Below are 22,661 nucleotides of genomic sequence, written 5' to 3' on the forward strand. Positions count from 1 at the left end.
CCGATGGCTGATATAACCGCCTTGGGTTCCATGTCCAACACCTGGGGAATTGCATGAACAAGTCGATGAACTCTCTCGCCATCGTTGTTCTCCTGTGCGGCGGCGTCGCGCACGCTCAGTCGAGCCTGGGCCAGCTGCTCGATGGCGGCGCGGTGAAACTGTCTCCCGCGGAGGTTCACGCATTGGGCGACGTGAGGTTCGTACGCAAGACCGCCGACGCGGATGCCTACATGGCGATGCGGGCAGACGGCACCGTCGTGGGCGTGGTCCACAACAAGCAGGGCCATGGATCGAGCGAGGCGATCGGCACTTGGCAGGTGGATGCCGCCGGCAGGCGCTGCGCGAATGTCGAGCTTCCTGCGTTCCGCATGCAGATGACGCAATGCGGATTCACCTATCGCCTGGGTGGCGACATCTATTTCTCGGCGTCCGATTCCGATCGCCACGTGGTCGCGACGCACTACGCGGGTCCGGCGTTTCTTGAGTAGCGAGTGAATACGCTCGACTGTGTGCGTTGCAGGCTGGAGCCGCAAGTGGAAGCGCACGCGGCGGAGATGTTCACGGTCCTGTCCGATCCGGCCATTTACGAGTACGAAGGCGTGCCGCCGCCATCCATGGAGAAGTTGGCCGCCGGCTTCCGCCGCAAGGAATCGCGCCTGTCCCCGGACGGCAATGAGCAGTGGCTGAACTGGGTCGTCCGGCTTCCCAATGGCGAACTGGCAGGCTATGTGCAGGCGACTGTGTACCGAAGTCTTGCGGCGTATATCGGCTATGAGTTCGCGAGCAGATTCTGGAGGCAGGGCATCGGCAGCGCCGCGATCCGGTGCATGCTCGGCGAACTGGTGGCGTCCTACGGCGTTCACACCTTCGTCGCGGTCTTGAAGTCGGCCAACTTCCGGTCGTTGGGCCTGCTTCGAAAACTCGGGTTCGAGCCGGGTACGGCAAGGGATGCGGTGCAGTACGGTGCAGAGATCGACGAGCTCACCCTCGTCATGCCGGCCGGCAAACTCGTACGTCCATGAAGCGGCTCTGGATCGTTCTCACGCTGTTGTCGACGAGCTTGCTGGCGGACGCCGAGTCGCGCATGCACGTGGAGCGCGTGGTCGTCATCTACGAAGGCGCATCCACCTCGATGGGGCACGAGGGCAGGCAAAAAGTCCGGGACCTTCTCGCCCGCGCCCGCACTGTTTGCTTGCGGGATGGCGCCAGCGCGGTGGTGGACGTGGTGGAATGGCTCCACGCAGTCCCCGAAAGCTCGCGGGACGGCACGCCACGAACCTACGATGTCGCCGCGGCGCTGGCGACTCTCTCCGGCAAAAAGTTGGAGATTCGTCAATGGGGCGCCGCATGGAAGAGCGACATCCGGAACCGGCATCATGTGCAGATCGAGCTCGCGTGCCGGCCGAAGCCGAAGATTTGAAGCCTCACGGAGGCGGCATCGAAGAAATGCATCACGGGAGCACATCGTGACAGTCAAGCGTATGGACAACATGGGCATCGTCGTGGAAAACGTTGATGCCGCCATCGATTTCTTCAGTGAGCTCGGCCTCGAGCTGGAAGGCCGCGCCCCGATCGAAGGGAAGTGGGCTGAAGGCGTCACCGGGCTGCCGGGCATGCGGGTCGAGATCGCCATGATGCGCACGCCGGACGGGCACAGCCGCATCGAGATCTCCCGGTTTCTCTCGCCGGCGGTGGCCGCCGATCACCGCGACGCACCCGTGAACGCCCTCGGCTACCTGCGCGTCATGTTCACGGTGGACGACATCGACGACACACTCGCGCGGCTCGGCAAGCACGGGGCCCGGGTTGTCGGCGAGGTGGTGGAGTACCAGAATGTCTATCGGCTCTGCTACATCCGCGGTCCGGAAGGTATCCTCATCGGGCTTGCGCAGGAGATCGGAAAGTCATGAATCCCCTGCATCACGATCCTCACGCCCGGTGTCGCTGAATTGAACCTGGAATGCACGACTTCGACAGACCATTTCTGCAGACAGCGAGGCTCCGCCTCCGTCCGTTGACCGAGGCGGACATCGGACCGCTCTTCGACATCCACTCCGACCCCGCGTCGATGCGCTATTGGAGCTCGCCCCTCTGGAAAGACCCGGAGCGCGGCCGCGCCATGGTGGCGCGCGATCTCGACCCGGCCGTGACGAATCACTTGCGGCTCGGCATCGAACTCACGAGCTCCGGGAAACTTCTCGGAACCTGCACGTTCTTCGAGATCAACACGCAATGCAGCCGCGCGGAGATGGGCTACATGATGGCGTCGCACGCCTGGGGCCAAGGCTATATGCAGGAAGCGCTCACGGCCTTCATCGACCATGGCTTCACGGAACTCGGGCTCAACCGCATCGAGGCCGACACGGATCCGCGGAACGAGCGCTCCATGAAACTGCTCGAACGCCTGCATTTCGTGAAGGAAGGCCATTTCCGGGAACGCTGGGTCGTCGAGGGAGAAGTCTCGGATGCAGCCATGTATGGTTTGCTGCGCCGCGACTGGCCGGGCCAGGCTGCGCCGGGGAGACGTTCATGACGCTGGTTGTCCAGGGCGGTTGCCTGTGCGGCAGGGTGCGGTTCAAAGCCAGCGGGCCGCCGATGCGCACGCTCGCCTGCCACTGCACCTTCTGCCAGAAGGTGACCGGGACTTCCTTCTATGCCGAGTCGCTGTATCAACGCAGCGCGGTCGAATTCAACGAAGGCGAACTGAAGCAGTTCGATCACACGTCGGACGTCAGCGGCAAGAAGGTCCATGTTCATTTCTGCCCGAATTGCGGGACGACGATCGGGCTGACCTTCGAGCGATGGCCCGACATCCGCGCGATCTCCCGCGGCTGCTTGGACGACCCGGACGCCGTCGAGATCGGCTCGCACATCTGGACCCGTTCCGCGCAGACCGGCGTGGCGCTTCCGCACGGGGTCGACTGCTTCGACACGGCCAGGGCCACGCTGGACGGGCGGGCGATGGAGCCGACACGGCATGCCGCGCCCGTCATGGCACGCGGCGAAGGCTCCTCCTGACGCCGGTGCGTACCCGCTGTTGCTTCAGGAAGTCCAGTTGATCTGGAGGAAGGCACTGACTTGGCGAGATCGATCCCAGCAGTGACAATAGCGGCCAACTTTTCCCAGGAGCCATCCATGAATCGTCTTCCCGTGATTGCCGCATGCCTCATCGCCGCCGCCGCCGGCGCACACGCGGCCGAGACGAGCGTCACGTTGAATGTCGCCGACGCGAAGGGCGCCGGCGCATCCCTAGGCACGGTCCGCATCGTGGAGACTGGATACGGCCTGGCCTTCTATCCCACGCTTACGGGCTTGGCGCCCGGCCTGCACGGTTTCCACGTCCACGACAACCCTTCGTGCGCACCCACCGAGTCGGCCGGGGCGGCCGTGCCGGCAGGCGCCGCGGGCGGGCACCTCGACCCCGCGGGCACGAAGCGCCACGGCGAGCCCTGGGGCGACGGCCACCTGGGCGACCTGCCGCCGCTCTACGTGGCCGCCGACGGCAGCGCGAAGCAACCCGTCCTCGCGCCGCGGCTCAAGCTGGCGGACGTCTGGCAAAGGGCGCTGATGGTGCACGCCGGTGGCGACAATCACGCGGACCATCCGGCCCCCTTGGGGGGCGGCGGCGCCCGCGTGGCGTGCGGCGTGATCGGCGGTTGAAGCGGGAACGCGTCGCTTGAACCAGGCTCAGCAGTCGACCAGCCTCCTGCAGAAGGCGGTCTGTACGGGCTTGGCGGTGGTCTTGTTCGCCGCCATCGTCGGTTTCCCCTGGGTCTACTGGGAGGCCGCGCGGATGGTGATGCGGGATGAGGCGCCGGCGTCTCTGGCGTGGCTCGTGTCGAAGCGCCATGCGGAGTCCGTGTGGTGGGGAATGGGACTGTCCTTCATCGTGTGGGCGCCGCTCTCCGTCATGCTCGGCGGGGCCGTGGGCTTCTTCTTCCTGAAGCTCGGCTTCTCCAAACCCAGGCCGGTGAACAACCAACCGTGGGCGCCGATCAAACCGCATCGAACCGAATGACTGAAGCTGGGCGCTCGTGGCTGACTGTGCGCGTTGCGATGCCCGATGACGCAGCGACCGTGTCGCACATCCTCTCCGCCGCCTCCGCGCACTTGCGCCGGAAGGGGTACGAGGTCTGGAGCGAGCCGGAAGTGAGCGAGACCACGGTGGCACCACACGTTCGCGACGGCCTGTATTACATTGGATTCGAAGGCGCCGAGGCTGTTGGTGTGTTCCGGCTGGAGTTGCGAGACCCCGTCTTCTGGCCCGAAATGCCCGATGGTTCGTCCGCGTATCTTCATAAGCTTGCGGTTCTCCCCTCGCAGCAGGGCCGCGGTCGTGCGCACGCGCTTTTACGGCATGCGGTCGGCATCGCGCGGACGAGGGGACTACGCTTCCTTCGCCTGGACTGCATGGGCGGCCGGCCGAAATTGCGGGCGGTGTACGAGGGTTTTGGCTTCAGGCACCACAGCCAGAAGATGTTGGGAGCGCAGGTGTTCGACCGGTTCGAACTTGCGGTCGACGCCGCGGACTCCGTTTCCTGAAGCGGTATTCGGCCTACACTGCGGCGCATGCCCCACCAACTCCTCCTCTTCATCCACGTTACCGGCGTTATCGTGTGGGTGGGCGGCATGGTCTTCGCCTATTTCTGCCTGCGCCCCGCAGCGGCATCGACGCTCGAGCCGCCGCAACGGTTGCCGCTGTGGTCCGCGGCGTTCGGGCGCTTCTTCCTTCTCGTGCGCGTCGCCGTCGCGGCGATCCTGTTGAGCGGCGGCGCGATGATGTACCTCAGGGGCTTCGCGAACGCGCCCATCGGGTGGCACGTGATGCTGCTGCTCGGCCTCGTGATGGCCGCGATCTTTCTCTACATCGATCGGATGCTGTACCCGAAGCTGCGCAGCCACGTCGAGGCGGCGCAGTGGCCGCAAGGCGCAGCAGTGCTGAACAGGATCCGGCAGGGCGTGGCGGTGAACCTGGTGCTGTCGGTGTGCACCATCGCCGCGGCGCTCTCGGCGCGCTGAGGCCGCCGACGGCGGCCGGCACTCAAACCGTCCGTGTTCCGCTCGCGCGCCGCGCGACCGGCCGCGCGCGCGAGGGCGGCGTCGAGGGGATGCCGTCGCGCTGCAGGCACCACAGCGCCGCCTGCCGCAGCGTGGTGTCGTAGCCGGTCCATTTGAGTCCCAGGTCCCGCTCCGCCGCCTGCGAGTCGAGCTTCAGGTGCCGGTCGAACAGCGCGACGAGTCCCGGCGAGAGCGGGTCGGGCAGGAACGCCACGTCGCGCCCGAGCTTCGACAATCCGATTTCCGCCGCCTTGAGGATGGGGCCGAGCACGAAGGCATCGACCTTCAGCTGGCGCGGATGGATGCGCTTGACGGGCGTCGCGCCCGTCGCGAGCGCAAGGTCGGTGAAGTATTCGTTCCAGCGCGGGCTGTCCGGCGCCGCGAGGTTGTACGTGCGCACCTGGCCCACGGGTTGCGGCAGGCGCAGCGCGGCTTCGATGGCCGCGCACACGTCGTCCACGTGCACGAGGTTGGACCAGCCGTCGCCGGCCTCGCCGAGGTCGCCCAGGCGATGCGCGCGCAGCCACCGGCTCACGCGGCCCACCCACAGCTCGCTGCCCGGGCCCCAGACGCAGCCGGGGCGGAAGGTGACGACGCTGCCGCCCGTCGAGGCGAAGGCCCTGAAGCGTTCTTCCGATTCGCACTTCGCTTTCGCGTACCAGCCCATCGTCGGGTCGAGCGCGGCGGTTTCGTTCAGCACCCCCTGCTGCGAGCCATACACCGACATGCTGCTCAGGTGCACGATGCGCTGGCAATCCGCTTCGATGGCCGCGTGCGTGAGCGCCGCGGCCCCGCTCGCGATCGCATCGGCGCTGCCGGCGACGCAATTGACCACCGCATCGACGCCGCGCAGGGCCTCGAACATGGAGCCCTTGTCGCGCGTGTCCACGCGCCGGTTCTCGATGCCGGGCACGTTGCGCCGCGCGGAGCCGTTGATAGGGGTAGCCCAGCCGCTGGACGACAGCATCGCGCACAGGCGCGAGCCGATGTAGCCGGAGCCGCCGAGGACGAGGATTTTCATGCCGCCACCGCTTCGAGGGGAATGGCCGCCTTCGGGGCGAGGCGGCGCGAGAGGTGATTGCCCAGCCGCAGCGACAGCGCGATGAGCGTGAGCGTCGGGTTGGCCTGGCTGGAGGTCGGGAACACGGCGCTGCCCGCGACGAAGAGGTTGCGCACGGAATGCACCTGGCAGTCCGCGTTGACGACGCTGGTGCGCACGTCGTTGCCCATGCGCGCCGTGCCGATGTGGTGGCCGCCGTACGCGCCGAACCGCATCAGGTCTTCTTCCAGCGTGTCGCGGTTGTAGGTGAGGCGGCCCGCGCCCGTGCGCTCGAATTCCTGTGCGATGAGGTCCAGCGTGCCGCGCATGGACTCGATGTCCTGCGGGCTGTAGCGCCAGTCCACGCGCAGCTGCGGCATGCCGAGCGCATCGACCGACTGCACGAGCGAGACGCGGCTGTCGGCGCGCGGCGCCTGCTCGCCGTGCATCTCCAGGCTGAAGCGGTTGCTGCGGTTGCGCAGGATCACCGAAGGGAACTTGCGCTTGGCCAGTGTGCGGTGCGTGAGCCAGTGCGTGAGGAAGGCCGCGGTGTCGAGCGGGTCGGACACGATGTTCATCGCGTGCCGGGCGTAGGTGGAGGCCGTGGGGTTGCCGTCGTTCAGGCGCTTCGCATATTCATAGCTGATCAAATGCCGCGCCATGAAGAGCCCCGACAGCACGCCGTTGCGGTGCGACGGGTCCGTGATGCGCGGGAAGTGCAGCCGCGCGCAGATGTTGGCGAGGCCCAGGCGCCGCTGCTGTTCCGGCGCGATCGAGAGGCGCCGGCGGCAGTAGATGCCCTCGGGCGAGACTTCGTAGCCGTGTCGCACGTCCTTGGGGTCGCCGTTCACGGTGAGCGTGCCGACGTTGCCCGCGATGTGGCACTGGTAGTAGCGGCCGACCACGTCGTGCTCGTTGCCGATGCCGGCGCGGGCGACGTCGCGGGACGCGAGCAGCAACCGCGCGGTTTCCAGCCCGCCCGTGGCGAGCACCGCGGCGCGCGCGGCGATGCGGAAGCGCTGGCCCGCGAGCGTCGTCACTTCCAGCTCGTCGACCGAGCGGCCGCCGGCTTCGAGACGGATCGCGGTGCAGTTCGCGCCGAGCAGCACCTTGATGTCCGGCGCAAGTTCCAGGCGCTTCGCGTAGCGGGTGCCGAAGTCCGTGGGGCAGGAGAAGCGCTCCAGCGAATTCGTGCGTACCATGCCGCTGTCGAAGTTCTTGAAGAGCGGCGGCGCCCCCGGGCCGAGCGCATCTTCCGCGTCGTAGAGGAAGCGGCCCGCCTCGGCGAGCTGGTTCGCTTCCGGGTAGTAGGCCTGCAGCTCCGAATACGACATCGGCCATCCCGAGAACGGCATGTAGTCGCGCTTCTCGAGGTCGATCTCGTCGAAGGGCACGCAGCGGCCGCCCCAGATGGTCGTGGAGCCGCCGATGCGGCGCTGGCGGTACTTGTCCGGCGGGCTGTGCAGCTTGTCGTCGGCGACTTCGCCGGCGTAGAGCTCCTGCGTCGGCTTGTGCTCCCCGCGCCCGCCCGATTCGAGCAGCAGGATTTTCAGGCCCTGGCCGGACAGCGAGAGCGCCAGCGAGATGCCGGCGGCGCCGCCGCCGACCACGCAGACGTCGGCGAAGAGGCAGGAGCCGTTGCCGATGGAATTGGCGTCGAGGATCACGGCGTGGCCTCCCGGGACGTCGAGCCGGCGCCGGAGGGCTGCGCGAAGCGGCCCGACACGCCGAAGTGCTTTTGATGGATGCGCGCGATGCTCGCGAAGAAGCGCGCGAGGGAATAACGCTGCTCGTACAGCGCGCGGCCGTTGCTGCCGAGCGTGGCTTGGAGGGGCTTGTCGCGCAGCACCTTCGTCAGCGCCGCCGCGATGCCCGGCACGTCGCCGGGTTGCACGAAGAGGGCGTTCTCGTTGTCGGTGAGGGCGGTGGGAATCTCGCCGACCGGCGTGCACACGACGGCCACGCCATGCGCCAGCGCTTCGAGGATCACGAGCGGCAGGCCTTCGTCGTACGAGGGCAGCACCAGCACGTCGGTGCGCGACATGAGCTGCGCCACCTGGCGCTGGTCGCACCAGCCCGCGAAGCGCGTGAACCTGTCGACGCCGAGCTCGCGCGCCTTCGCTTCGTAGCCGGGCACGTCGCCGCCCCCGGCGATCACGACCTCGACACCTTCCGACTCGAAGCCGGGCTGCGCGAGGGCGTTTAGCAGGTCCGACACGCCCTTGCGCTCGGACAGGTTGCCCAGGAACAGCACGCGCTGCACGCCGTCCACGCGGCGCGGGCCGCTGCGGTCCACCGGCTCGGGCACGCCGTTGATCACGATCTCGACCCGGCTCTTCGGCACGAGCAGTTCGTCGACGACGAAGCGTTCCGCCGCGCCGCCCAGCACGACGACGCTGTCGGGCAGCGAGAACACCCAGCGCACCACGCGGCGCAGCAGCGAGGGCAGGGCGCGGTAGTAGTGGTGCAGCTGCGCCGCATGCAGGTGCAGCACGACGGGAATGCCGAGCATGTGCGAGAACACGACCACGGCGCTCTTGCGCCACAGGCTCAGGCGCTCGGCCATGTTCACGTGCACGCCCGCGAGGTCGCCGGAGATGCGGCCCTGCACGAGCTTCACCAGCGCGGAGAGGAGGAAGAACATCGACGCGAAGGCGCTGCCGCCGCCGCGCGTGTCGAGCGGGCGCAGTTCCGCGGAGTCCGGGGACGAGCCCGCCTCCTGCGACTGGATCAGGTAGTCGGCGACCTTGAACATGCCGCCGCCCACCGGCGTCCAGGGGCAGGCGATGTAGATGTAGCGGCGGCTGGCGCGCGCCGCGGCGGTGGAGGGCAGGGAGCCGGCGGTATCAGGCATGTTTCGTCGAAGCGGTTGTCGTTTTGGCGGGAGGGGAAGCGGGCGGCTCGTGCAGCACGCGGCTGGCGATGGGTTGGTGCGCCGGCTTGCGCGGGCGCACGATGCCGCGCACGAGGCCGGCTGCCTGGAAGCACCAGGAGACCACCGAGTACACGGCGCGGGAGAGGGAGCGCTTGCGCACCAGCATCAAGGCGAAGGGCGCGATGGCGAGGAGAACGAATGCGATGGCCTTCGCCGATGCCGCGGCCGGCCACAGCACGGCGGCCAGCAGCGCGAGCCACCAGACGAGCACGCCGGTGTAGATGACCAGCTCGCGCGCGCCGCGCAGCACGAGGCGCATCTGCGGCTGGCCGGCGGAGGCACGCACCAGTTCGCCCAGGCCGCACACGTAGCGCGAGCGCCAGCGGCGCATCAGCAGCTGGTAGGGCGGCGCGTCGTGGCCGTAGTGCGTAACCACGTCCACGGGCAGGCGCCAGAGCTTCCAGCCGCGCGAGCGCAGGCGCACCGCGAGGTCGAACTCTTCGTAGCTGTGAAGGTTGCGGTCGGAGAAGTAGCCGCTCTCGGCGATGGCGCGGCGGCGGTAGAGGCCCCCGCCGTCGATGCGGTCCACTTCGCCGGGGAAGAGGTGCGATTGCGCGCGCAGCCCGCGTTCGCGGTATTCGAGGCTGTCGTTGTTCAATTCGACCAGGCGGCCGCCGACGCCGGCGACCTCGGGGTGCTGGGCCAGAAAGAGCAGAGCCTGCGGCAGGAAGCCGGGCAGCATCTGCATGTCGCCGTCGAGGATGTAGACGTATTCGCCGATGGAGTGCTGGAAGCCGAGTTGCGGGCCGGCGCCGCAGCAGCGCTCGTCGGCGTGGGCAAGCTGCACCACGCGGATGGGGTAGCGGGATGCGAGCTCCACGGTGCGGTCGCTCGAGTAGCTGTCCGCGAGGATCACCTCGCCGCCGACTTCGGCGACGGCGGCCAGCGCGCTTTCGATGGCCGCGCAGATGTTGGCCTCTTCATTGAGGGCCTTGATGACGACCGAGACTCGGCTCATGGGGCCGTTCCTTCCTGGGAATAGGCATCGGCGCTGCGTACGCGCCAGCGCTGCCAGCGGTCCGCGAATTGCGCGGGCATGGAGATCATGGCGGCGGTCAGCAGCCAGCGGCGGGTGAGCGCGGCGTCGCGCGCTTTCATCAGGCAGGCGATGGCCTCGCGGCGCCGGCCGGCGGCGAGCAATTCGCGCGCCAAGGTCACTTCCTGCTGCGCGACGAACCAGAGGGCCGAGCGGCGCAGGTGCTGCGGGATGGTGCCTTCGCGCGCGCCCTGGCGCATGCGCGCGAGGAAGGGCGCGAGCTTGCGCGGGTGCCACGCACCGGTGAGCGAGCCCGCGACCGCGGCGCGATACGCGGCGAGCGGGGCGTTGATCAGCGCGACGGGCGTGCGGTCCGAGAGGCGGAACCACAGGTCGAGGTCTTCGCCGTAGGACTCGCCTTCGATGAAGCAGGGCTTCATGCTGCGCAGGAGCTTCGTGCGCACGGCGACGCTGCTGGTGAAGAAGGGCGCGCTCTTCATCCAGCGCACGCGCAGGTCGCTCACCAGTTCCACCTCGCAGAAGGTCTCGGGAACGTCCCAGGCTTCCGGCTCGGCGTCGCTGTCGCCGTCCACCTGCTTGAAGCCCGCGGCGATCATCTGCGCCTCCGGGCAGGAGTAATGCGCCTTCGCGACGTTGGCGAGGAAGGCGGGGTGATGCCAGTCGTCGGCGTCGAGGAAGGCGACCCAGTCGCCCTGCGCGAGCGAAATGCCGCGATTGCGCGCGGCCGAGACGCCGGCGTTCACCTGGCGCACGACGCGCACCGACTGGAAGTCCAGGTCCTCGATCAGGTCGGCGCCGCCGTCGGTGGAGCCGTCGTCGATCACGATCACCTCGTAGGGGCGATGCGTCTGCTCCAGCGCGGAGCGCACGGCGCCCTCGATGAAGCGCGCCTTGTTGTACAGGGGGATGACGACGGAGAATTTCATGACGCGGTTCCGTAGACGAAGCGCGCGCGCGGCACGTCGGCGACCACGCGCTGCGCGCTGCCCGCGGCGAGCGTCACGAGCAGCAGGAAGTGCACGTAGAGCTCCGTGCCGTAGCCGAAGAGCAGCAGCGGCACTTCGCTGATCGAGCGCAGTGCGAGCGCCAGGAACAGGGCCAGGCTGAGGCCGCCCGTCGTGCGTGCGTAGCGCAGCGACAGGAACATCAGCGTGAGGCCGTACAGCACGAGCCCGACGAAGCCGACCGTGCCCGAGCGTGCGAGCGTGTCCATGAACTGGTTGTGCGCATCGGTCGCGTTGGGCATCCCGATGCTCATGCGGAAGCTGTCGTCCCACAGGCCGGGCCCGTAGCCGAAGAGGTAGTTGGATTGCCACTCTTCCATCGCGATGGCCCAGATGCGGTCGCGGCCGGTGAGCGACATGAGCTGCGCGCCTTCGGCGCTGCCCGCGAAGTCGGACAGCTTGCTGCCCCAGTCGCTCGCGAGCAGCAGGCCGAGCACCGCGCCGATCACGGTCATCGCCGTCAGGCAGACGACGACGCCCGTCAGGCCGTCTTCGCGCGGGTCGGTGATCTTCCTCCATACGCGCCCGCTGTCGCGCACCAGCCACATCGCCGCGGAGCACAGGAAGAACGCGATCCATGCGGTCTTGGACTGGGCGAGGAAGAGGGCGGCCAGGCCGGTGATCCACGCGAGGACGTTGACCCACTTCTTCGCATAGGGGCGCGCCCAGATCAGCAGCAGGGCCGTCTGCGCGAACATGCCCATCGCCACCGGGTGCGGGGCGAGCCCGCCGAAGCGCGGCAGGCCGGGGATGAGGCCCTGCGAGTACAGCATGTCCAGCACCATCGTCGGCATCACCGCCATCAGGCCCACGCCGATGACGATGAAGATCACGAGCGCATCGCGCGCGCGGTCCAGGATGCGCTCCCACTCGGGCGGCGTCGCCAGCAGCATCGCGAACCCGAGGATCAGGGCGTAGAGGTATTCGTGCGCGAGCTGCGGGTGCGAGCCGAACACCGCCGTCATCGCCACCGTGGTGAACCAGTAGAAGACGAAGGCGAAGGTGAGCGCCGCGCTGGGGAGGTGCCGGTGGTCCAGCACGTGGTGCGCGATGCGTTCGCCCGCGGCCAGCAGCAGCAGGATCGACACGAGGCGCTGGCCCCACACGATGATCGGGCCGCGGATGCCGCCGCTGCCGTCGGCGAGTTCGATGAAGGTCTGCGACAGGTCGCGCCCGGAGATGAGCACGCCCGCGGCGGCGAGCGCCAGCATGGCGGGCAGCACCCAGTGCAGGTAGCCGTCGGTCTTGGGTAGTTTCATGGGGCTTGTCCGTCCAGGTCGGCGGGCGCCGGCGCGGCCCAGCGCGGTGCGAAGCGCGGCGCGAGGCGGCCCAGCGCGCTTTGCGTGTCGCGGCCGAGCAGCGTGGGGCGCACGCCGATCACGATGAGGAGCGCGGCGAGCGCGCAGAATCCGCCGGCCACGAGCGCGGCGCCGGGCAGCGTGACGTTCGCGACGGCCTGGTGGCCGCCCGCGACGGCGAGCGCCGCGAGCGCGGCCAGGCCGATGCCGCGCGCCATGTCGGGCATGAGCACGGTCCAGCGCAGCTCCAGCGCGCGCAGCGCGGCGGTGATGATGACGGCCGCGCGCAGGTAGATCACGACGGCCGAGACGATGGCGATCGCGCGGATGCCTTCATGGCCGAAGTACCACCACGCGGGCGCGGCGATGAGCAGCAGCGGCAGCTGCAGCAGGAATTCGTAGTGCTTGCGGCCGGTGTTCCACAGCACGGGCGTGGACAGGCCCCAGCAGGTCCAGGCGGGCAGGCACAGGAAGAGCAGCGCGAGCACCCAGGCCGATTCCATCCACGCCGGGCCGTAGAGCAGCGCGACGACGTCGGCGGACAGCATGGCGGCCACGACGGAAACGGGCGTGATCAGCACCAGCACGCAGGCCAGGCCCAGCAGCCAGCCCTGCGCGAGGCGCTTGGGTTCGTTCTGCAGCTTCGCGCCGGCCGCGAGGAAGGCGGGCTGCAGGGCGCTCAGCAGCAGCACGTTGGGAATCGACGCCAGGTTGTAGGCGACGGTGTAGAGGCCCACGAAGTGCGTGTTGAGCACGCGGCCGATCACCACGCGGTCGAGGTTGCTGAGCAGCCAGTTGACGATGTTGGTGAAGAACACCGCGCGGCCGGTGTTGAGGTGGTCCGCGCCGCTCACGTGGCGCAGCAGCGGACGCAGCGGGTGCGGACGTGCGATGTACGCGCCGACGAGCGTGACGGCGGCCTGCACGACGCACGCGATGGCGAGGGCGTGCGCGCCGTAGCCGGCCAGCGCCATCGGCACGCCGACGGCGAGGTAGCCGGCCGCGTAGCTCGCGAGCTGGATGAGGCCCAGCGTGCGGAAGTTGAGGTCGCGCTGCAGCAGGCAGGTGGCGGGCGCGCTGGCGGCGGTGAGAAGGCTCGCGAGCGAGAGCCACTGCACGATGCTTTCCACGCGCGCGTCGCCGAAGAAGCTCGCGATGGCCGGGGCGCTCGCGAGCATCACGAAGGCGCAGATGAATCCCGCGATCAGCTGCCAGGTGAAGGAAAAGCGGATGTCCTCGTCGTCCACCTTGGGCAGCAGCATGAGGTTCCAGCTGAAGCTGCCACCGGAGAGGAAAGCGGCGAAGGTGAGCACCGTCATGCCGATGCCGTACACGCCGTAGTTGCCGGGGCCCAGCAAGCGCGCGAGCGCGACCTGCGCGCCGAGCTGCAGCACGAAGCGCGCGATGGTCGTCAGCGCGCTCCACTTGAGCGCGCGTTCGGCCAGGTTTGCCAGGCGGGTGGTCATCAGCCGCGGGAAGTGAAGCGGCGCAGGGCGATGCCCAGCATCACGGCCAGGCCCACGAGCAGCATGGCGAGGCCGCTGGGCGTGTGGCGGTCGTCACGGTCGGACGGGTGGCTGCGGGCGGCGGAGGGCAGGGCCTGCTCGCCGGGCGTCGCGGCGCCGGCGGCCTTGATCAGCTCGACCGTGGGCCGTCCGCTCGCGGTCGCCGCGCGGGCGGTGGCGGTGGCGGTGGGGTTGGCAGCGGCGGCGGGCGCGGCCGTGTCGGCGGTGGAGGGTGCGTTGGGGGCGACGTGTTGCGCGCCGGCGGCAGCGGCCAGGACGCAGAGCAGGCACGCGGAAAAAAGGGTGCGCATCAGGCTCTCCTTGCAGTTGGGGTTGCGGTCAATTCTGCGTCAGCAGTCAGGGCCGCAGTGGGTGGGGACCATGGCCCGTTCAGGCTATTCGTGGGCATGGCGGAGGGGGTGGCGGCAGGGCGCTTGCCCGCGAACCTGCGGCTCCAGTCGCGACCGGGCTCTTCGACCCAGCGGTAGGTGAGCGTGCTCAGCGCGAGCGTGAGCCCGACGGCGAGCGCATAGAAGAGCGTGCCCTGCAGGTCGTTGCGGCCATAGGCCATGATGAAATCGCCGCCCGCGACGCGCATGGGCGTCCACAGGTCCACGTGCGCCACGCGCTTGATCACGACCGGGATCAGCATGACGACGAAAAAGTGCGTGAGGTAGATCGAGTAGGACAGCTTGCCCAGCCAGGCGAAAAACGGAGTGCGAAAGAGGCGGCTGAGCAGGCCGTCCTCGGAGGCGAAGACCAGCACCGCGGCGGCGAAGACGAAGGGCGCGAGCATCGACCAGGCGTTGTCGCCCGTATAGGAGACGAAGGCGATGACGGCCGCGACGGTGACGAATTCCAGCACCGTGGGCATCCAGCCTGTCGCGTGCGCGGCCGCCGTGCGGCGCTTTTGCACGTGGAAGCAGAGTGTGCCGAGCGCGAAGCCGAAGATGCAGCGCAGGATGCCGAAGTCGTAGGTCACGTCCATGCTGCCCGTGCGCGAGAGGAGCAGCAGCGCGAGCGGCGGCACGATCGCCGCGAGGGCCAGCATCCAGTGGCGCAGGCCGAAGCCGACCGACAGCAGCGCGAAGACGACATAAGTCCACACCTCGGTGCTGATGGACCAGCTCGGCCCGTTCCAGGTGAGGCTGTCGTGCAGGTTCAGGCTCTGCACGAGGAAGAAGTTGGTGAAGATCGCCAGCGGCGAGGTTTCCCCGGAGAAGAGCGGTGCGGACTGGCTGGTGCCGATGAAGCGCTTGGCGAGCTCGTAGGCGACGAACAGCGCGAGCATCACCACGTGCAGCGGCCAGACCCGGCCGATGCGCAGCACCAGGAAGCGCCGCACGTCGGGCCAGGTGGACAGGCGCGTCGCGTAGTTCCACGCGATCACGAAGCCGCTCAGCACGAAGAAGAAATCCACGAACAGGTAGCTGTGGCGGATGAAGGGCGAGTGGTAGATCGGGCTGAACCCATGGAAGTGGAACAGCACCACCAGGCAGGCGCACACGCCGCGCCAGCCGTCGAGCGCTTCGAAGCGGCCCGTGGCGTGGGAAGGAACAGGGGACATCGGTGCCTGGTGCATGGGCCCGATTTTTTCAGGCTGCCCCCCGATGCAGTGTGCGTTGCCGCGCACTTGTCGAGGCTCATGCGTGGAAAGCCGCGTTTCGCGCGGGGTGCCGACAGGCCTGCACGCAGGGAGACTGCGAGGCCTGTGCCCGTTGTCCTACACATCCGCGCCCGCGCCTCGTCCAGCATGGCCTTCATGAGCGGACCCCACCATCGTCACCCCAGATTCGAAGAAGGCGGCAGCCATGCGCTATAGCCGCGGCGAACACGGGCGCGTGCAGGCCCTGCAACAGGAGGTGTCGCGCGCCGAGGCGGACTACCAGCGCCTGCGCGCCGCCTACCTGGAAGTGGCCAAGAACGAGCCGGGCCACGAGGTGGCGCTCGCGATGATCGGCGCCGACATGGACCGCGCGCACCAGCACCTGCAGGCCCTGATCGGCCTGCCGCGCCTGCCCTTCACGCATGAGCCGAGCACCGTGCTGCGCCGCGAGGCCCAGCGCATCACCGAAGACCACGACTGAAGCCGGCCATGATCTCCTACGAAGTCGATCCCAGCCTGTATGCGAGCGAGCCCGAGGCGCCGCAGCTGGACGACGGCTTCTCGCGCCCGCAGCACGGCGAGGACGAAGCTCCTGTCGCGCTGGGCGGCGAGGACGAACCCCTCGAGGCCGTGCTCTCCGAAAAGAGCGACTTCTGAACATGGCCACCCACCCCGTCGAACCGCAAGCCGATGAAGCCGGCTCGGACACCGGCGCTCCCAATCCCACGCATTTGCCGGTCGAGCCGGAATTCGGCCCGGCCCTGCCGCCGGCCGAGCCGGAAGAGCCGCACGGCCAGCCACCGAAAATCTAGACGCATCGAGGAACGAGATGACACAAGCCATTGCACCCGCACTCACGCCGGCGCCGCGCGGCCTGGAGCGCGAAGAGCCCGAACTCGCCGAGGAGGACGACATTCCCTCGGACGGCAAGGACGAAGCGCTGGAAAAGGTCGCCGAGTAAAGCGTCGGCGCGCCGCGCTCAACCCAGCATCGCCTGCACGTCCTCGTCCAGGCCGCTCACCGGCGTCGCTTTCGCGAGCGCCATCCACACACCGAACGGCAGCCCGCTGCGCGACTTGCGCGGCGCCGCCCGGGCGACGGTGAGCCTGCCCTTCTCCAGCACCAGCACGCCGCATTCGGCCGGCACCTCGTCCGGCGCGCCGATGCAGCGCCCGCGCGCGTCGCTGCCGAGCACGTACCAGCATTCACCCAGGTTCAGGTAGGCGGCGCGCTTGTTCGCGTGTTTCAGGTCGCCCAGCAGGTCGGCGCGGCGAACCTTCACTTCATGCACGATCGGATCGACATAGGTGGCGACGGACGTGTTGCGGATGGAGAACACGTCCGGCCTGGCCATGCACCAGCGCAGCGGCGAATCCTCGGCCTCGCCGGGGACCTGTGCGCGTAGCGAGAGCCCCCTCCACGCGACCCGCCCGGCGCGGCCCATCTCGATGGCCACCCGCTCGACCAGCGCTTCGTGCGCCGACATGGCGGCGCGATTGCGCTGCAGGGTGGAAGCCAGGAGCTGCATGCCCGCATCGGTGACGCGCAGCGACTCGTGGCCGGTGGGCGCATGCACGCGGTGGAGCAGGCCCGCCGCGAGCAGTTCGATCTCCACCGCGTCCTGGCAGGGCCAGCCCGCGGACCGGTAGATCTCGCGCAGGCGGCGCGCGTGGATCTTCCCGACCGCGCCGGGAACGCTCGGCGTGTACGCGATGGGGCGGGGGGCGGCGGACGGATCGCTCATACGGACGCGGGGCAGGGGAGCCGAGTTTAGCGCCCCCGCGAAGTACATCGTAGGTACCTTCCCACGAAGGGTGTGCCGCTCGGCCTATCGAATCCGGGCAGCGGATGTCCCAAATTCACCGCATGGCAGAAAACGTGATTTACGGCATTACCGCGCTGCGCTACGCAGGCGCGCAGATCACCGGCGCAATGATGGGCCTCATCGACGCGACACGCGCCGCGTGGGACATGAGCCCCATGCCCGCGAGGTTGACGGAAATCGTCGACCGCCTCGTGGAAGGCGACAAGGTGATCAGCCTCTTCCCCGACTCGGAGGGCGGGTTGCAGCCCGGCCCCGAGGTGAAGGTGGACGTCTTGCCCGAAGGCACCGAGACGCTGGCGCTGGCGGAAGAAGCGCCTGGCCGGCGCCTGCGCGACCTGCCGCGCTTTTGAAACGGGCACCCCCATGAAATCCAGTGAGAACACCCCGCCACCCGGCAACCGCAGCAAGCCCGCGGCGCCGCAGGATGCGCAGCACGTGCGCGCAAGCCACAGCGGCAACGGCACCGCCAGCGTGATGCCGCGCCTGAAGGAGTGGGAGCGCAGCCGCGCGAAGGGCCGGGCGAGCCGCGACTCCGACCGCGGCGCGCAATGATCAGGCCTTGCCGCCGGGCTTGAGCAGGCCGGTCGACAGCGCGGTGCCGCAGACGATGACGGCGCCGCAGACCAGCATCCACCCGGTGACGTGCTCACCGAGGAACAGCACCCCGTAGAACACCGCGAACACCGGGATGACGAAGGTCACCGCGAGTGCCTTCGCAGGGCCCGCCTGTTCGATCAGCCGGAAGTACAGGATGTACGCGATGCCGGTACACAGCACACCGACGGCGATGAGCGCGAGCCACGCGTGCGCGCCCGGCATGCGCGCGGGCCAGAACCACGCCGCCGGAAGCGCCAGCGCCAGCGTCGCGCCGATCTGGCTGCCCGTCGCCGTGACCAGCGCGGGCAGGCCCCCCAGGTAGCGCTTGGCCGCATTCGCCGAGACGCCGTAGGAGAGACAGGCCAGCAGGCAAGCCAGCACGGCCCAGCCCGGCGCGACGCCCGAGGCGTCCGGCTTGAAGCTCGCCTTGTCCCACGCCAGCATCGCGACGCCGGCGAAACCGACCGCGAGCCCGAGCAGCCGCGCGGCCGGCGGCTTGTCCTTCAGCCACACCCAGGCCACCAGCGCGCCGAATAGGGGCACGGTCGCGTTGAGGATCGCCGAGAGGCCCGTGGTGATGGACAGCAGTGCGAAGGTGAAGCAGAGAAAGGGCAGGCCGGAATTGAAGACGCCGATGAGCGCGACGCCCTTCCAGCGCGCGCGCAGCTGCGCGCCCTGTCCGCGCAGCAAAGTGATGGGCAGCAGGAAGGCGGTGGCGATCGCGACGCGCAGCGCGGCCGTCGCCACCGGGCCGAACTCGACCGTGGCGATGCGCATGAAGAGGAAGGACGCGCCCCAGATCGCGGCGAGGAGGACGAAGTCGATGGCCCAGCGACGGGCGGGCGCCGTCAAATCGCGCCCTCGAGTTGCAGCAGCGCGGTCTTGCGGTGCAGGCCGCCGGCGTAACCGGTGAGCGCGCCGCCCGAGCCGATGACGCGGTGGCAGGGAACGATCACGCTCACCGGGTTGCGGCCCACGGCCGCGCCGACGGCGCGCACGGCGGCCTTGCGGCCGATGCGCTCGCTCAAGGTGCCGTAGCTCGTGGTGCCCCCGGCAGGGATGGCGAGCAGCGCCTGCCACACCGACTGCTGGAAAGGCGTGCCGCCCTGCAGGTCCAGCGGCAGGTCGAAGGCCGAGCGCCTGCCCGCGAAATATTCCTCCAGCTGCGCGACCGCTTTGCGCAGCATCGGGTGGTCCGACTGCACCGGCCAGGAGGCGTGGTCGGGCATGTGCTTCTGGCCTTCGAACCAGACGCCTGCGAGGCCCCGTTCGGTGGCCGCGACGATCATGGTCCCCAGCGGGCTCTCGTAGCGCGTCTGCGCGATGGTGGGATGGAATTTCATGTGGTCTCCTTGAGGGCCGCCGGTGCAAGCGTCGACCACGCGCGCACCACGGCATAACTGCGCCAGGGCTTCCAGGCGTGCGATGCGACTTCCGCCTCCCGCGCGGGTTGGGGCTTGCCCTGCACGCCGAGCGCCTTGTGCAGCGCGACGTCGCCGGCGGGAAAGGCGTCGGGCCAGCGCAGCGCGCGCATCGCAATGTACTGCGCCGTCCAGTCGCCGATGCCCGGCAGCTGCTTGAGCGCCTCGATGGTGGCGTGCACGTCCGCGCCGCCGTGCAGGTGCAGGCGCTTGTCCGCGACGGCCTGCGCGATCGCGACGATCGCCGCCTGGCGCTGCTTGACGATGCCGAGCTGCCCGAGCGCGTCGCCCGCGGCGGCGGCCAGCACGGCGGGTTCCGGGAACAGGCGCGTGAGCTGGGGGAAGGGCGTGACGATGGGCTGCCCGAAACGGTCCACCATGCGCTGGGCCAGGGTGCGCGCGGCCGCGACCGTGATCTGCTGGCCGAGCACCGCGCGGATCGCGATCTCGTAGCCGCTCATCGCGCCCGGCACGCGAAGGCCGTCCCCTTCCGGGAAGCTGCCGTGCAGCACGGCGTTGATGGCGGCCGGGTCGGCGTCGAGGTCGAAGGCGGCGCGCAAGCGGCGTATCACGAGGGGCAGCACCTGGCTCAGCGCATCGTCCACGCGCAGCGCGACCTGGTGGCGCGCCTCGTCGAACTCCGCGACGAGCCAGCCGCGGTGCCACTTCCCGGCGGATTCCACGGACAGCGTGCGCGCCATCGCGCCCCTGGCGCTGTCGATGAGCTCGATGCCCGCGATGGTGCGCTTGGCGAAGAACCCGAGCATGGCCTTCACGTCGTACGGCGGGCGGTAGCCGAGGCGGATCGCGGTGTCCTGGGCGGGGCGGATCGAGCCTTCGCGCCTCAGCCGCGTCGGGTTCAGCCCGTAGTGCTCGACGAAGGCCGCGTTGAAGCGCCGCAGGCTCGAATAGCCGCTGATGAGCGCGACCTGCGTGATGGGCAACTGCGTGTCGGCCAGCAACTGCTTGGCGGTGAGCAGGCGGCGGGTCTGCAGGTACTGCACCGGGGACACGCCGAACTGCGCCTCGAAGATGCGGCGCACGTGCCGGTCGCTCACGCCGAGCTTCGCCGCGAGCTGCTCGACAGAGGGCGGCTCGTCGCCCCAGGCCTCCGGTTCGTCCAGCAGGCGGGCGGCCTGGTGGGCCAGGATGTAGCTCGCATCCTGGATCGACCAGGCGATGGAGTTGGGCGCGAGCTCGGGCCGGCAGCGCAGGCAGGGCCGAAAGCCCGCGCTCTCGGCTTGCGCGGCGTGGCCGAAGAAGCGGCAGTTCTCGCGGCGGGGCATGCGCACCTTGCACACCGGGCGGCAATAGATGCCGGTCGAGGTGACGCCGATGAAGAAGCGGCCGTCGAAGCGTGCGTCGCGTGCCTGCAGCGCGAGGTAGCAGGCGTCGGGTTGCAAGGAGGCGGCTCCGGTGTCCATGGTCGGGATGATACGCAGCGCCCGCGCGGCGACTGGCCGTTTTCGGACATGCCCCTAGTGCAGGACAGGGCGCTCATCCGTGTGGGATTGAGGCAGTACGCGCTGCCGCTGCGCTACAGGTGCGATAGGACCGCGCCTACCCTCGCCGGACAGGCCGCCTGACACCGCATGGTCGCGCAGCCGCTTAGATTGGACCTCAGTGATGAAACGAGAACGATATGTCGACGAAGATAAAACGCGAGGAATACGACGCGTCGCCGACATCGAAATCCAGCAGCCTCGATCCGCAGCGTCCGCGCGCGGAATCCGAAGCACCGAAGCGTGAACGCCGCTCCCGGCACCGGGTCGCGGATGAGCAGGGGACGGGACAGGGTTCGATGAGCGCGTTGTCGAAGCTGAAAATGCTGGAGCGGCATCGCGCGGCCGTGACGCCGCGGCGCAGCGAAGACTACTAGGCTCGCAGGCCCGCGAGCCTACAATTTCGCCATCGCGTTCCATTCCCCTCCCATTTCGACAGGGCAGTTCCCCCATGCAATTTTCTCCCTCCATCTTCAAGGCCTATGACATCCGCGGCGTCGTGCCGTCCACCCTGGACGAGCAGGTCGCGCAAGCACTGGGCTACGCGTTCGGCACCGTCGCGCAGACCGAAGGCGAGAAGACGGTGGCCGTGGGCCGCGATGGCCGGCTGAGCGGACCTTCGCTCAGTGCCGCGCTCATCCGCGGGCTGGTCGCGTCGGGCGTCGACGTGATCGACGTCGGGCTCGTCACCACGCCGATGCTCTACTTCGCCGCGAACACGCTGTGCACGAGCGGCATCCAGGTCACGGGCAGCCACAACCCCAAGGACTACAACGGCTTCAAGATGGTGATGGCCGGCCGCGCGATCTACGGCGAAGAGATCCAGGCGCTGCGCCGCCTCATGCAGGAAGGCGAGCAGAAGGCCGCGGCGAGGCCCGGTCTCGTGCGCAACATCAACGTGCTCGCGCCCTATCGCGACCGCATCGTGCAGGACGTGAAGCTCGCGCGGCCGATGAAGATCGTGGTGGATTCGGGCAACGGCATCGCCGGGGCGTCGGCGCCGGGCATCTTCCGCGCGCTGGGCTGCGAAGTGATCGAGCTCTTCAGCGAGGTCGACGGCAACTTCCCGAACCACCACCCCGACCCGAGCAAACCCGAGAACCTGAAAGACCTGATCGCCGCCATCGGCGAACATGGCGCCGAACTGGGCCTCGCCTTCGACGGCGACGGCGACCGCCTGGGGATCATCACGCGCGGCGGGAACAACATCTACCCGGACCGCCAGCTGATGCTCTTCGCGCGCGACGTGCTGTCGCGCGTGCCCGGCGGCACGATCATCTTCGACGTGAAGTGCACGCAGCGCCTCGCACCGGCGATCCGCGAAGCCGGCGGCAAGCCGTTGATGTACAAGACGGGCCACTCGCTGATCAAGGCGAAGATGAAGGAGGTCGATTCGCCCCTGGGCGGCGAGATGAGCGGCCACATCTTCTTCAAGGAGCGCTGGTTCGGCTTCGACGACGGCACCTACGCGGGCGCGCGCCTGCTGGAGATCCTCTCGCGCAGCCAGGACCCGAGCGCGGTACTCGACGGACTGCCGACGAGTTTCTCCACGCCGGAGCTCAATGTGCAGTGCGCCGAGGGCGAGCCGCACAAGCTGGTGGAGCAGCTCGTGGCCAATGCGAAGTTCGACGCGCCCGCGGAGGTGTCCACCATCGACGGCCTGCGCGTGGACTGGCCGGACGGCTTCGGCCTCATCCGTGCGTCCAACACCACGCCGGTGCTGGTGATGCGCTTCGAAGGCCAGACGCAGGAAGCGATGCACCGTATCGAGAAGACGATGCTGGAAATACTGCATCGGGTGAAGCCGGACGCGAAAGTCGGGGCGGCAGCGCACTGAAGGGGCGCCCCTCGCGACTCGGCCACAATGGCGGGTC

31 protein-coding genes are annotated in these 22,661 nt (G+C 68.8%); 18 read left to right on the forward strand and 13 right to left on the reverse strand.

Going from position 1 to position 22,661, the window contains the following annotated elements:
* The first annotated feature begins 53 nt into the window (after nt 1–53).
* The 10 genes from I5803_RS18865 to I5803_RS18910 all read left to right on the forward strand — a co-directional run bounded on the left by I5803_RS18865 (nt 54) and on the right by I5803_RS18910 (nt 5,019).
* A complete protein-coding gene (locus I5803_RS18865; protein WP_231402459.1) occupies nt 54–488 on the forward strand; it encodes a hypothetical protein in 435 nt (144 codons plus the stop codon).
* A gap of 3 nt (nt 489–491) precedes the next feature.
* A complete protein-coding gene (locus I5803_RS18870; RefSeq protein ID WP_196987855.1) occupies nt 492–1,022 on the forward strand; it encodes a GNAT family N-acetyltransferase in 531 nt (176 codons plus the stop codon).
* Nucleotides 1,019–1,420, forward strand: coding sequence for a hypothetical protein (locus I5803_RS18875; protein ID WP_196987856.1), 402 nt, complete (start codon nt 1,019–1,021; stop codon nt 1,418–1,420). Before I5803_RS18870 ends, I5803_RS18875 begins: the two co-directional genes overlap by 4 nt.
* Before the next feature lie 46 nt (nt 1,421–1,466).
* Nucleotides 1,467–1,910, forward strand: coding sequence for a VOC family protein (locus tag I5803_RS18880; protein ID WP_196987857.1), 444 nt, complete (start codon nt 1,467–1,469; stop codon nt 1,908–1,910).
* 50 nt (nt 1,911–1,960) lie between these two features.
* Nucleotides 1,961–2,533, forward strand: a complete 573-nt coding sequence (locus tag I5803_RS18885; protein WP_196987858.1) for a GNAT family N-acetyltransferase — start codon at nt 1,961–1,963, stop codon at nt 2,531–2,533.
* Nucleotides 2,530–3,018 (forward strand): GFA family protein, encoded by a 489-nt coding sequence (locus I5803_RS18890; protein WP_196987859.1) that lies wholly within the window; start codon nt 2,530–2,532, stop codon nt 3,016–3,018. Before I5803_RS18885 ends, I5803_RS18890 begins: the two co-directional genes overlap by 4 nt.
* A 117-nt stretch (nt 3,019–3,135) precedes the next feature.
* Nucleotides 3,136–3,660, forward strand: coding sequence for a superoxide dismutase family protein (gene sodC / locus I5803_RS18895; protein WP_196987860.1), 525 nt, complete (start codon nt 3,136–3,138; stop codon nt 3,658–3,660).
* 16 nt (nt 3,661–3,676) lie between these two features.
* Nucleotides 3,677–4,018: a hypothetical protein gene (locus I5803_RS18900; RefSeq protein ID WP_196987861.1), complete on the forward strand. Its 342-nt coding sequence runs from the start codon at nt 3,677–3,679 to the stop codon at nt 4,016–4,018.
* Nucleotides 3,985–4,542 (forward strand): GNAT family N-acetyltransferase, encoded by a 558-nt coding sequence (locus tag I5803_RS18905; protein ID WP_196987862.1) that lies wholly within the window; start codon nt 3,985–3,987, stop codon nt 4,540–4,542. Before I5803_RS18900 ends, I5803_RS18905 begins: the two co-directional genes overlap by 34 nt.
* A gap of 27 nt (nt 4,543–4,569) precedes the next feature.
* On the forward strand, nt 4,570–5,019 hold the full coding sequence (locus I5803_RS18910; RefSeq protein WP_196987863.1) for a CopD family protein: 450 nt from the start codon (nt 4,570–4,572) through the stop codon (nt 5,017–5,019).
* Between the two features lie 22 nt (nt 5,020–5,041).
* Here the strand turns inward: I5803_RS18910 and I5803_RS18915 are convergent, their stop codons facing one another.
* From I5803_RS18915 to I5803_RS18955, 9 genes are read right to left on the reverse strand one after another with little or no spacing between them, the layout of a single operon-like run.
* A complete protein-coding gene (locus tag I5803_RS18915) occupies nt 5,042–6,079 on the reverse strand; it encodes an NAD-dependent epimerase/dehydratase family protein (RefSeq protein WP_196987864.1) in 1,038 nt (345 codons plus the stop codon).
* A complete protein-coding gene (locus I5803_RS22460) occupies nt 6,076–7,764 on the reverse strand; it encodes an FAD-dependent oxidoreductase (protein WP_196987865.1) in 1,689 nt (562 codons plus the stop codon). The genes I5803_RS18915 and I5803_RS22460 overlap by 4 nt, the downstream gene beginning before the upstream one ends.
* Nucleotides 7,761–8,951, reverse strand: a complete 1,191-nt coding sequence (locus I5803_RS18925; RefSeq protein ID WP_196987866.1) for a glycosyltransferase family 4 protein — start codon at nt 8,949–8,951, stop codon at nt 7,761–7,763. The genes I5803_RS22460 and I5803_RS18925 overlap by 4 nt, the downstream gene beginning before the upstream one ends.
* Nucleotides 8,944–9,990 carry a glycosyltransferase family 2 protein gene (locus I5803_RS18930; protein ID WP_196987867.1) on the reverse strand — a complete coding sequence of 349 codons (1,047 nt, stop codon included), beginning with the start codon at nt 9,988–9,990 and terminating at the stop codon, nt 8,944–8,946. Before I5803_RS18930 ends, I5803_RS18925 begins: the two co-directional genes overlap by 8 nt.
* Entirely contained in the window at nt 9,987–10,955 is a 969-nt protein-coding gene (locus tag I5803_RS18935; RefSeq protein WP_196987868.1) for a glycosyltransferase family 2 protein, read from the reverse strand. Before I5803_RS18935 ends, I5803_RS18930 begins: the two co-directional genes overlap by 4 nt.
* Entirely contained in the window at nt 10,952–12,292 is a 1,341-nt protein-coding gene (locus tag I5803_RS18940) for an O-antigen ligase family protein (RefSeq protein WP_196987869.1), read from the reverse strand. Before I5803_RS18940 ends, I5803_RS18935 begins: the two co-directional genes overlap by 4 nt.
* Complete coding sequence (locus I5803_RS18945) at nt 12,289–13,797, reverse strand: lipopolysaccharide biosynthesis protein (protein WP_231402461.1); 1,509 nt, start codon at nt 13,795–13,797, stop codon at nt 12,289–12,291. Before I5803_RS18945 ends, I5803_RS18940 begins: the two co-directional genes overlap by 4 nt.
* Complete coding sequence (locus I5803_RS18950) at nt 13,797–14,147, reverse strand: hypothetical protein (RefSeq protein WP_196987870.1); 351 nt, start codon at nt 14,145–14,147, stop codon at nt 13,797–13,799. The genes I5803_RS18945 and I5803_RS18950 overlap by 1 nt, the downstream gene beginning before the upstream one ends.
* Entirely contained in the window at nt 14,147–15,418 is a 1,272-nt protein-coding gene (locus tag I5803_RS18955) for an acyltransferase family protein (protein ID WP_196987871.1), read from the reverse strand. The genes I5803_RS18950 and I5803_RS18955 overlap by 1 nt, the downstream gene beginning before the upstream one ends.
* A 229-nt stretch (nt 15,419–15,647) precedes the next feature.
* Between I5803_RS18955 and I5803_RS18960 the strand changes: the two genes are divergently transcribed.
* Genes I5803_RS18960 through I5803_RS22285 form a run of 4 tightly spaced genes read left to right on the forward strand, consistent with a single transcriptional unit; the run spans nt 15,648 to nt 16,403 of the window.
* Nucleotides 15,648–15,923, forward strand: coding sequence for a hypothetical protein (locus I5803_RS18960; RefSeq protein WP_196987872.1), 276 nt, complete (start codon nt 15,648–15,650; stop codon nt 15,921–15,923).
* 8 nt (nt 15,924–15,931) lie between these two features.
* Complete coding sequence (locus tag I5803_RS18965; protein ID WP_196987873.1) at nt 15,932–16,099, forward strand: hypothetical protein; 168 nt, start codon at nt 15,932–15,934, stop codon at nt 16,097–16,099.
* Nucleotides 16,100–16,101: 2 nt separating this feature from the next.
* Nucleotides 16,102–16,254 carry a stereocilin gene (locus I5803_RS18970; protein WP_196987874.1) on the forward strand — a complete coding sequence of 51 codons (153 nt, stop codon included), beginning with the start codon at nt 16,102–16,104 and terminating at the stop codon, nt 16,252–16,254.
* Nucleotides 16,255–16,271: 17 nt separating this feature from the next.
* Nucleotides 16,272–16,403, forward strand: coding sequence for a hypothetical protein (locus I5803_RS22285; protein WP_255553501.1), 132 nt, complete (start codon nt 16,272–16,274; stop codon nt 16,401–16,403).
* A gap of 18 nt (nt 16,404–16,421) precedes the next feature.
* Here the strand turns inward: I5803_RS22285 and I5803_RS18975 are convergent, their stop codons facing one another.
* On the reverse strand, nt 16,422–17,186 hold the full coding sequence (locus tag I5803_RS18975; RefSeq protein WP_196987875.1) for a hypothetical protein: 765 nt from the start codon (nt 17,184–17,186) through the stop codon (nt 16,422–16,424).
* Between the two features lie 122 nt (nt 17,187–17,308).
* Here I5803_RS18975 and I5803_RS18980 point away from each other — a divergent pair, with 122 nt between their 5' ends.
* Nucleotides 17,309–17,617 carry a hypothetical protein gene (locus I5803_RS18980; protein ID WP_196987876.1) on the forward strand — a complete coding sequence of 103 codons (309 nt, stop codon included), beginning with the start codon at nt 17,309–17,311 and terminating at the stop codon, nt 17,615–17,617.
* A gap of 13 nt (nt 17,618–17,630) precedes the next feature.
* On the forward strand, nt 17,631–17,819 hold the full coding sequence (locus tag I5803_RS18985) for a hypothetical protein (RefSeq protein WP_196987877.1): 189 nt from the start codon (nt 17,631–17,633) through the stop codon (nt 17,817–17,819).
* Here I5803_RS18985 and I5803_RS18990 read toward each other — a convergent pair whose 3' ends face one another.
* From I5803_RS18990 to I5803_RS19000, 3 genes are read right to left on the reverse strand one after another with little or no spacing between them, the layout of a single operon-like run.
* Nucleotides 17,820–18,716 (reverse strand): DMT family transporter, encoded by an 897-nt coding sequence (locus tag I5803_RS18990; protein WP_196987878.1) that lies wholly within the window; start codon nt 18,714–18,716, stop codon nt 17,820–17,822.
* Entirely contained in the window at nt 18,713–19,207 is a 495-nt protein-coding gene (locus tag I5803_RS18995) for a methylated-DNA--[protein]-cysteine S-methyltransferase (protein ID WP_196987879.1), read from the reverse strand. The genes I5803_RS18990 and I5803_RS18995 overlap by 4 nt, the downstream gene beginning before the upstream one ends.
* Nucleotides 19,204–20,709, reverse strand: a complete 1,506-nt coding sequence (locus I5803_RS19000) for a DNA-3-methyladenine glycosylase 2 family protein (protein WP_196987880.1) — start codon at nt 20,707–20,709, stop codon at nt 19,204–19,206. Before I5803_RS19000 ends, I5803_RS18995 begins: the two co-directional genes overlap by 4 nt.
* 218 nt (nt 20,710–20,927) lie before the next feature.
* Here I5803_RS19000 and I5803_RS19005 point away from each other — a divergent pair, with 218 nt between their 5' ends.
* Nucleotides 20,928–21,164: a hypothetical protein gene (locus I5803_RS19005; protein WP_196987881.1), complete on the forward strand. Its 237-nt coding sequence runs from the start codon at nt 20,928–20,930 to the stop codon at nt 21,162–21,164.
* A gap of 74 nt (nt 21,165–21,238) precedes the next feature.
* Complete coding sequence (locus I5803_RS19010; RefSeq protein WP_196987882.1) at nt 21,239–22,624, forward strand: phosphomannomutase/phosphoglucomutase; 1,386 nt, start codon at nt 21,239–21,241, stop codon at nt 22,622–22,624.
* Nucleotides 22,625–22,661: the final 37 nt, after the last annotated feature.

Source organism: Caenimonas aquaedulcis (assembly GCF_015831345.1).
GTDB classification, from domain to species: domain Bacteria; phylum Pseudomonadota; class Gammaproteobacteria; order Burkholderiales; family Burkholderiaceae_C; genus Ramlibacter; species Ramlibacter aquaedulcis.

Bases quoted from the DNA above. Each gene is read 5' to 3' on its own strand.
- I5803_RS18865 (WP_231402459.1), top strand. From the start codon at position 54: ATGAACAAGTCGATGAACTCTCTCGCCATCGTTGTTCTCCTGTGCGGC.
- I5803_RS18875 (WP_196987856.1), top strand. From the start codon at position 1,019: ATGAAGCGGCTCTGGATCGTTCTCACGCTGTTGTCGACGAGCTTGCTG.
- I5803_RS18885 (WP_196987858.1), top strand. From the start codon at position 1,961: ATGCACGACTTCGACAGACCATTTCTGCAGACAGCGAGGCTCCGCCTC.
- I5803_RS18890 (WP_196987859.1), top strand. From the start codon at position 2,530: ATGACGCTGGTTGTCCAGGGCGGTTGCCTGTGCGGCAGGGTGCGGTTC.
- sodC (WP_196987860.1), top strand. From the start codon at position 3,136: ATGAATCGTCTTCCCGTGATTGCCGCATGCCTCATCGCCGCCGCCGCC.
- I5803_RS18910 (WP_196987863.1), top strand. From the start codon at position 4,570: ATGCCCCACCAACTCCTCCTCTTCATCCACGTTACCGGCGTTATCGTG.
- I5803_RS18915 (WP_196987864.1), bottom strand. From the start codon at position 6,079: ATGAAAATCCTCGTCCTCGGCGGCTCCGGCTACATCGGCTCGCGCCTG.
- I5803_RS18925 (WP_196987866.1), bottom strand. From the start codon at position 8,951: ATGCCTGATACCGCCGGCTCCCTGCCCTCCACCGCCGCGGCGCGCGCC.
- I5803_RS18930 (WP_196987867.1), bottom strand. From the start codon at position 9,990: ATGAGCCGAGTCTCGGTCGTCATCAAGGCCCTCAATGAAGAGGCCAAC.
- I5803_RS18935 (WP_196987868.1), bottom strand. From the start codon at position 10,955: ATGAAATTCTCCGTCGTCATCCCCCTGTACAACAAGGCGCGCTTCATC.
- I5803_RS18940 (WP_196987869.1), bottom strand. From the start codon at position 12,292: ATGAAACTACCCAAGACCGACGGCTACCTGCACTGGGTGCTGCCCGCC.
- I5803_RS18945 (WP_231402461.1), bottom strand. From the start codon at position 13,797: ATGACCACCCGCCTGGCAAACCTGGCCGAACGCGCGCTCAAGTGGAGC.
- I5803_RS18950 (WP_196987870.1), bottom strand. From the start codon at position 14,147: ATGCGCACCCTTTTTTCCGCGTGCCTGCTCTGCGTCCTGGCCGCTGCC.
- I5803_RS18955 (WP_196987871.1), bottom strand. From the start codon at position 15,418: ATGCACCAGGCACCGATGTCCCCTGTTCCTTCCCACGCCACGGGCCGC.
- I5803_RS18960 (WP_196987872.1), top strand. From the start codon at position 15,648: ATGCGCTATAGCCGCGGCGAACACGGGCGCGTGCAGGCCCTGCAACAG.
- I5803_RS18965 (WP_196987873.1), top strand. From the start codon at position 15,932: ATGATCTCCTACGAAGTCGATCCCAGCCTGTATGCGAGCGAGCCCGAG.
- I5803_RS18970 (WP_196987874.1), top strand. From the start codon at position 16,102: ATGGCCACCCACCCCGTCGAACCGCAAGCCGATGAAGCCGGCTCGGAC.
- I5803_RS22285 (WP_255553501.1), top strand. From the start codon at position 16,272: ATGACACAAGCCATTGCACCCGCACTCACGCCGGCGCCGCGCGGCCTG.
- I5803_RS18975 (WP_196987875.1), bottom strand. From the start codon at position 17,186: ATGAGCGATCCGTCCGCCGCCCCCCGCCCCATCGCGTACACGCCGAGC.
- I5803_RS18980 (WP_196987876.1), top strand. From the start codon at position 17,309: ATGGCAGAAAACGTGATTTACGGCATTACCGCGCTGCGCTACGCAGGC.
- I5803_RS18985 (WP_196987877.1), top strand. From the start codon at position 17,631: ATGAAATCCAGTGAGAACACCCCGCCACCCGGCAACCGCAGCAAGCCC.
- I5803_RS18995 (WP_196987879.1), bottom strand. From the start codon at position 19,207: ATGAAATTCCATCCCACCATCGCGCAGACGCGCTACGAGAGCCCGCTG.
- I5803_RS19000 (WP_196987880.1), bottom strand. From the start codon at position 20,709: ATGGACACCGGAGCCGCCTCCTTGCAACCCGACGCCTGCTACCTCGCG.
- I5803_RS19005 (WP_196987881.1), top strand. From the start codon at position 20,928: ATGTCGACGAAGATAAAACGCGAGGAATACGACGCGTCGCCGACATCG.
- I5803_RS19010 (WP_196987882.1), top strand. From the start codon at position 21,239: ATGCAATTTTCTCCCTCCATCTTCAAGGCCTATGACATCCGCGGCGTC.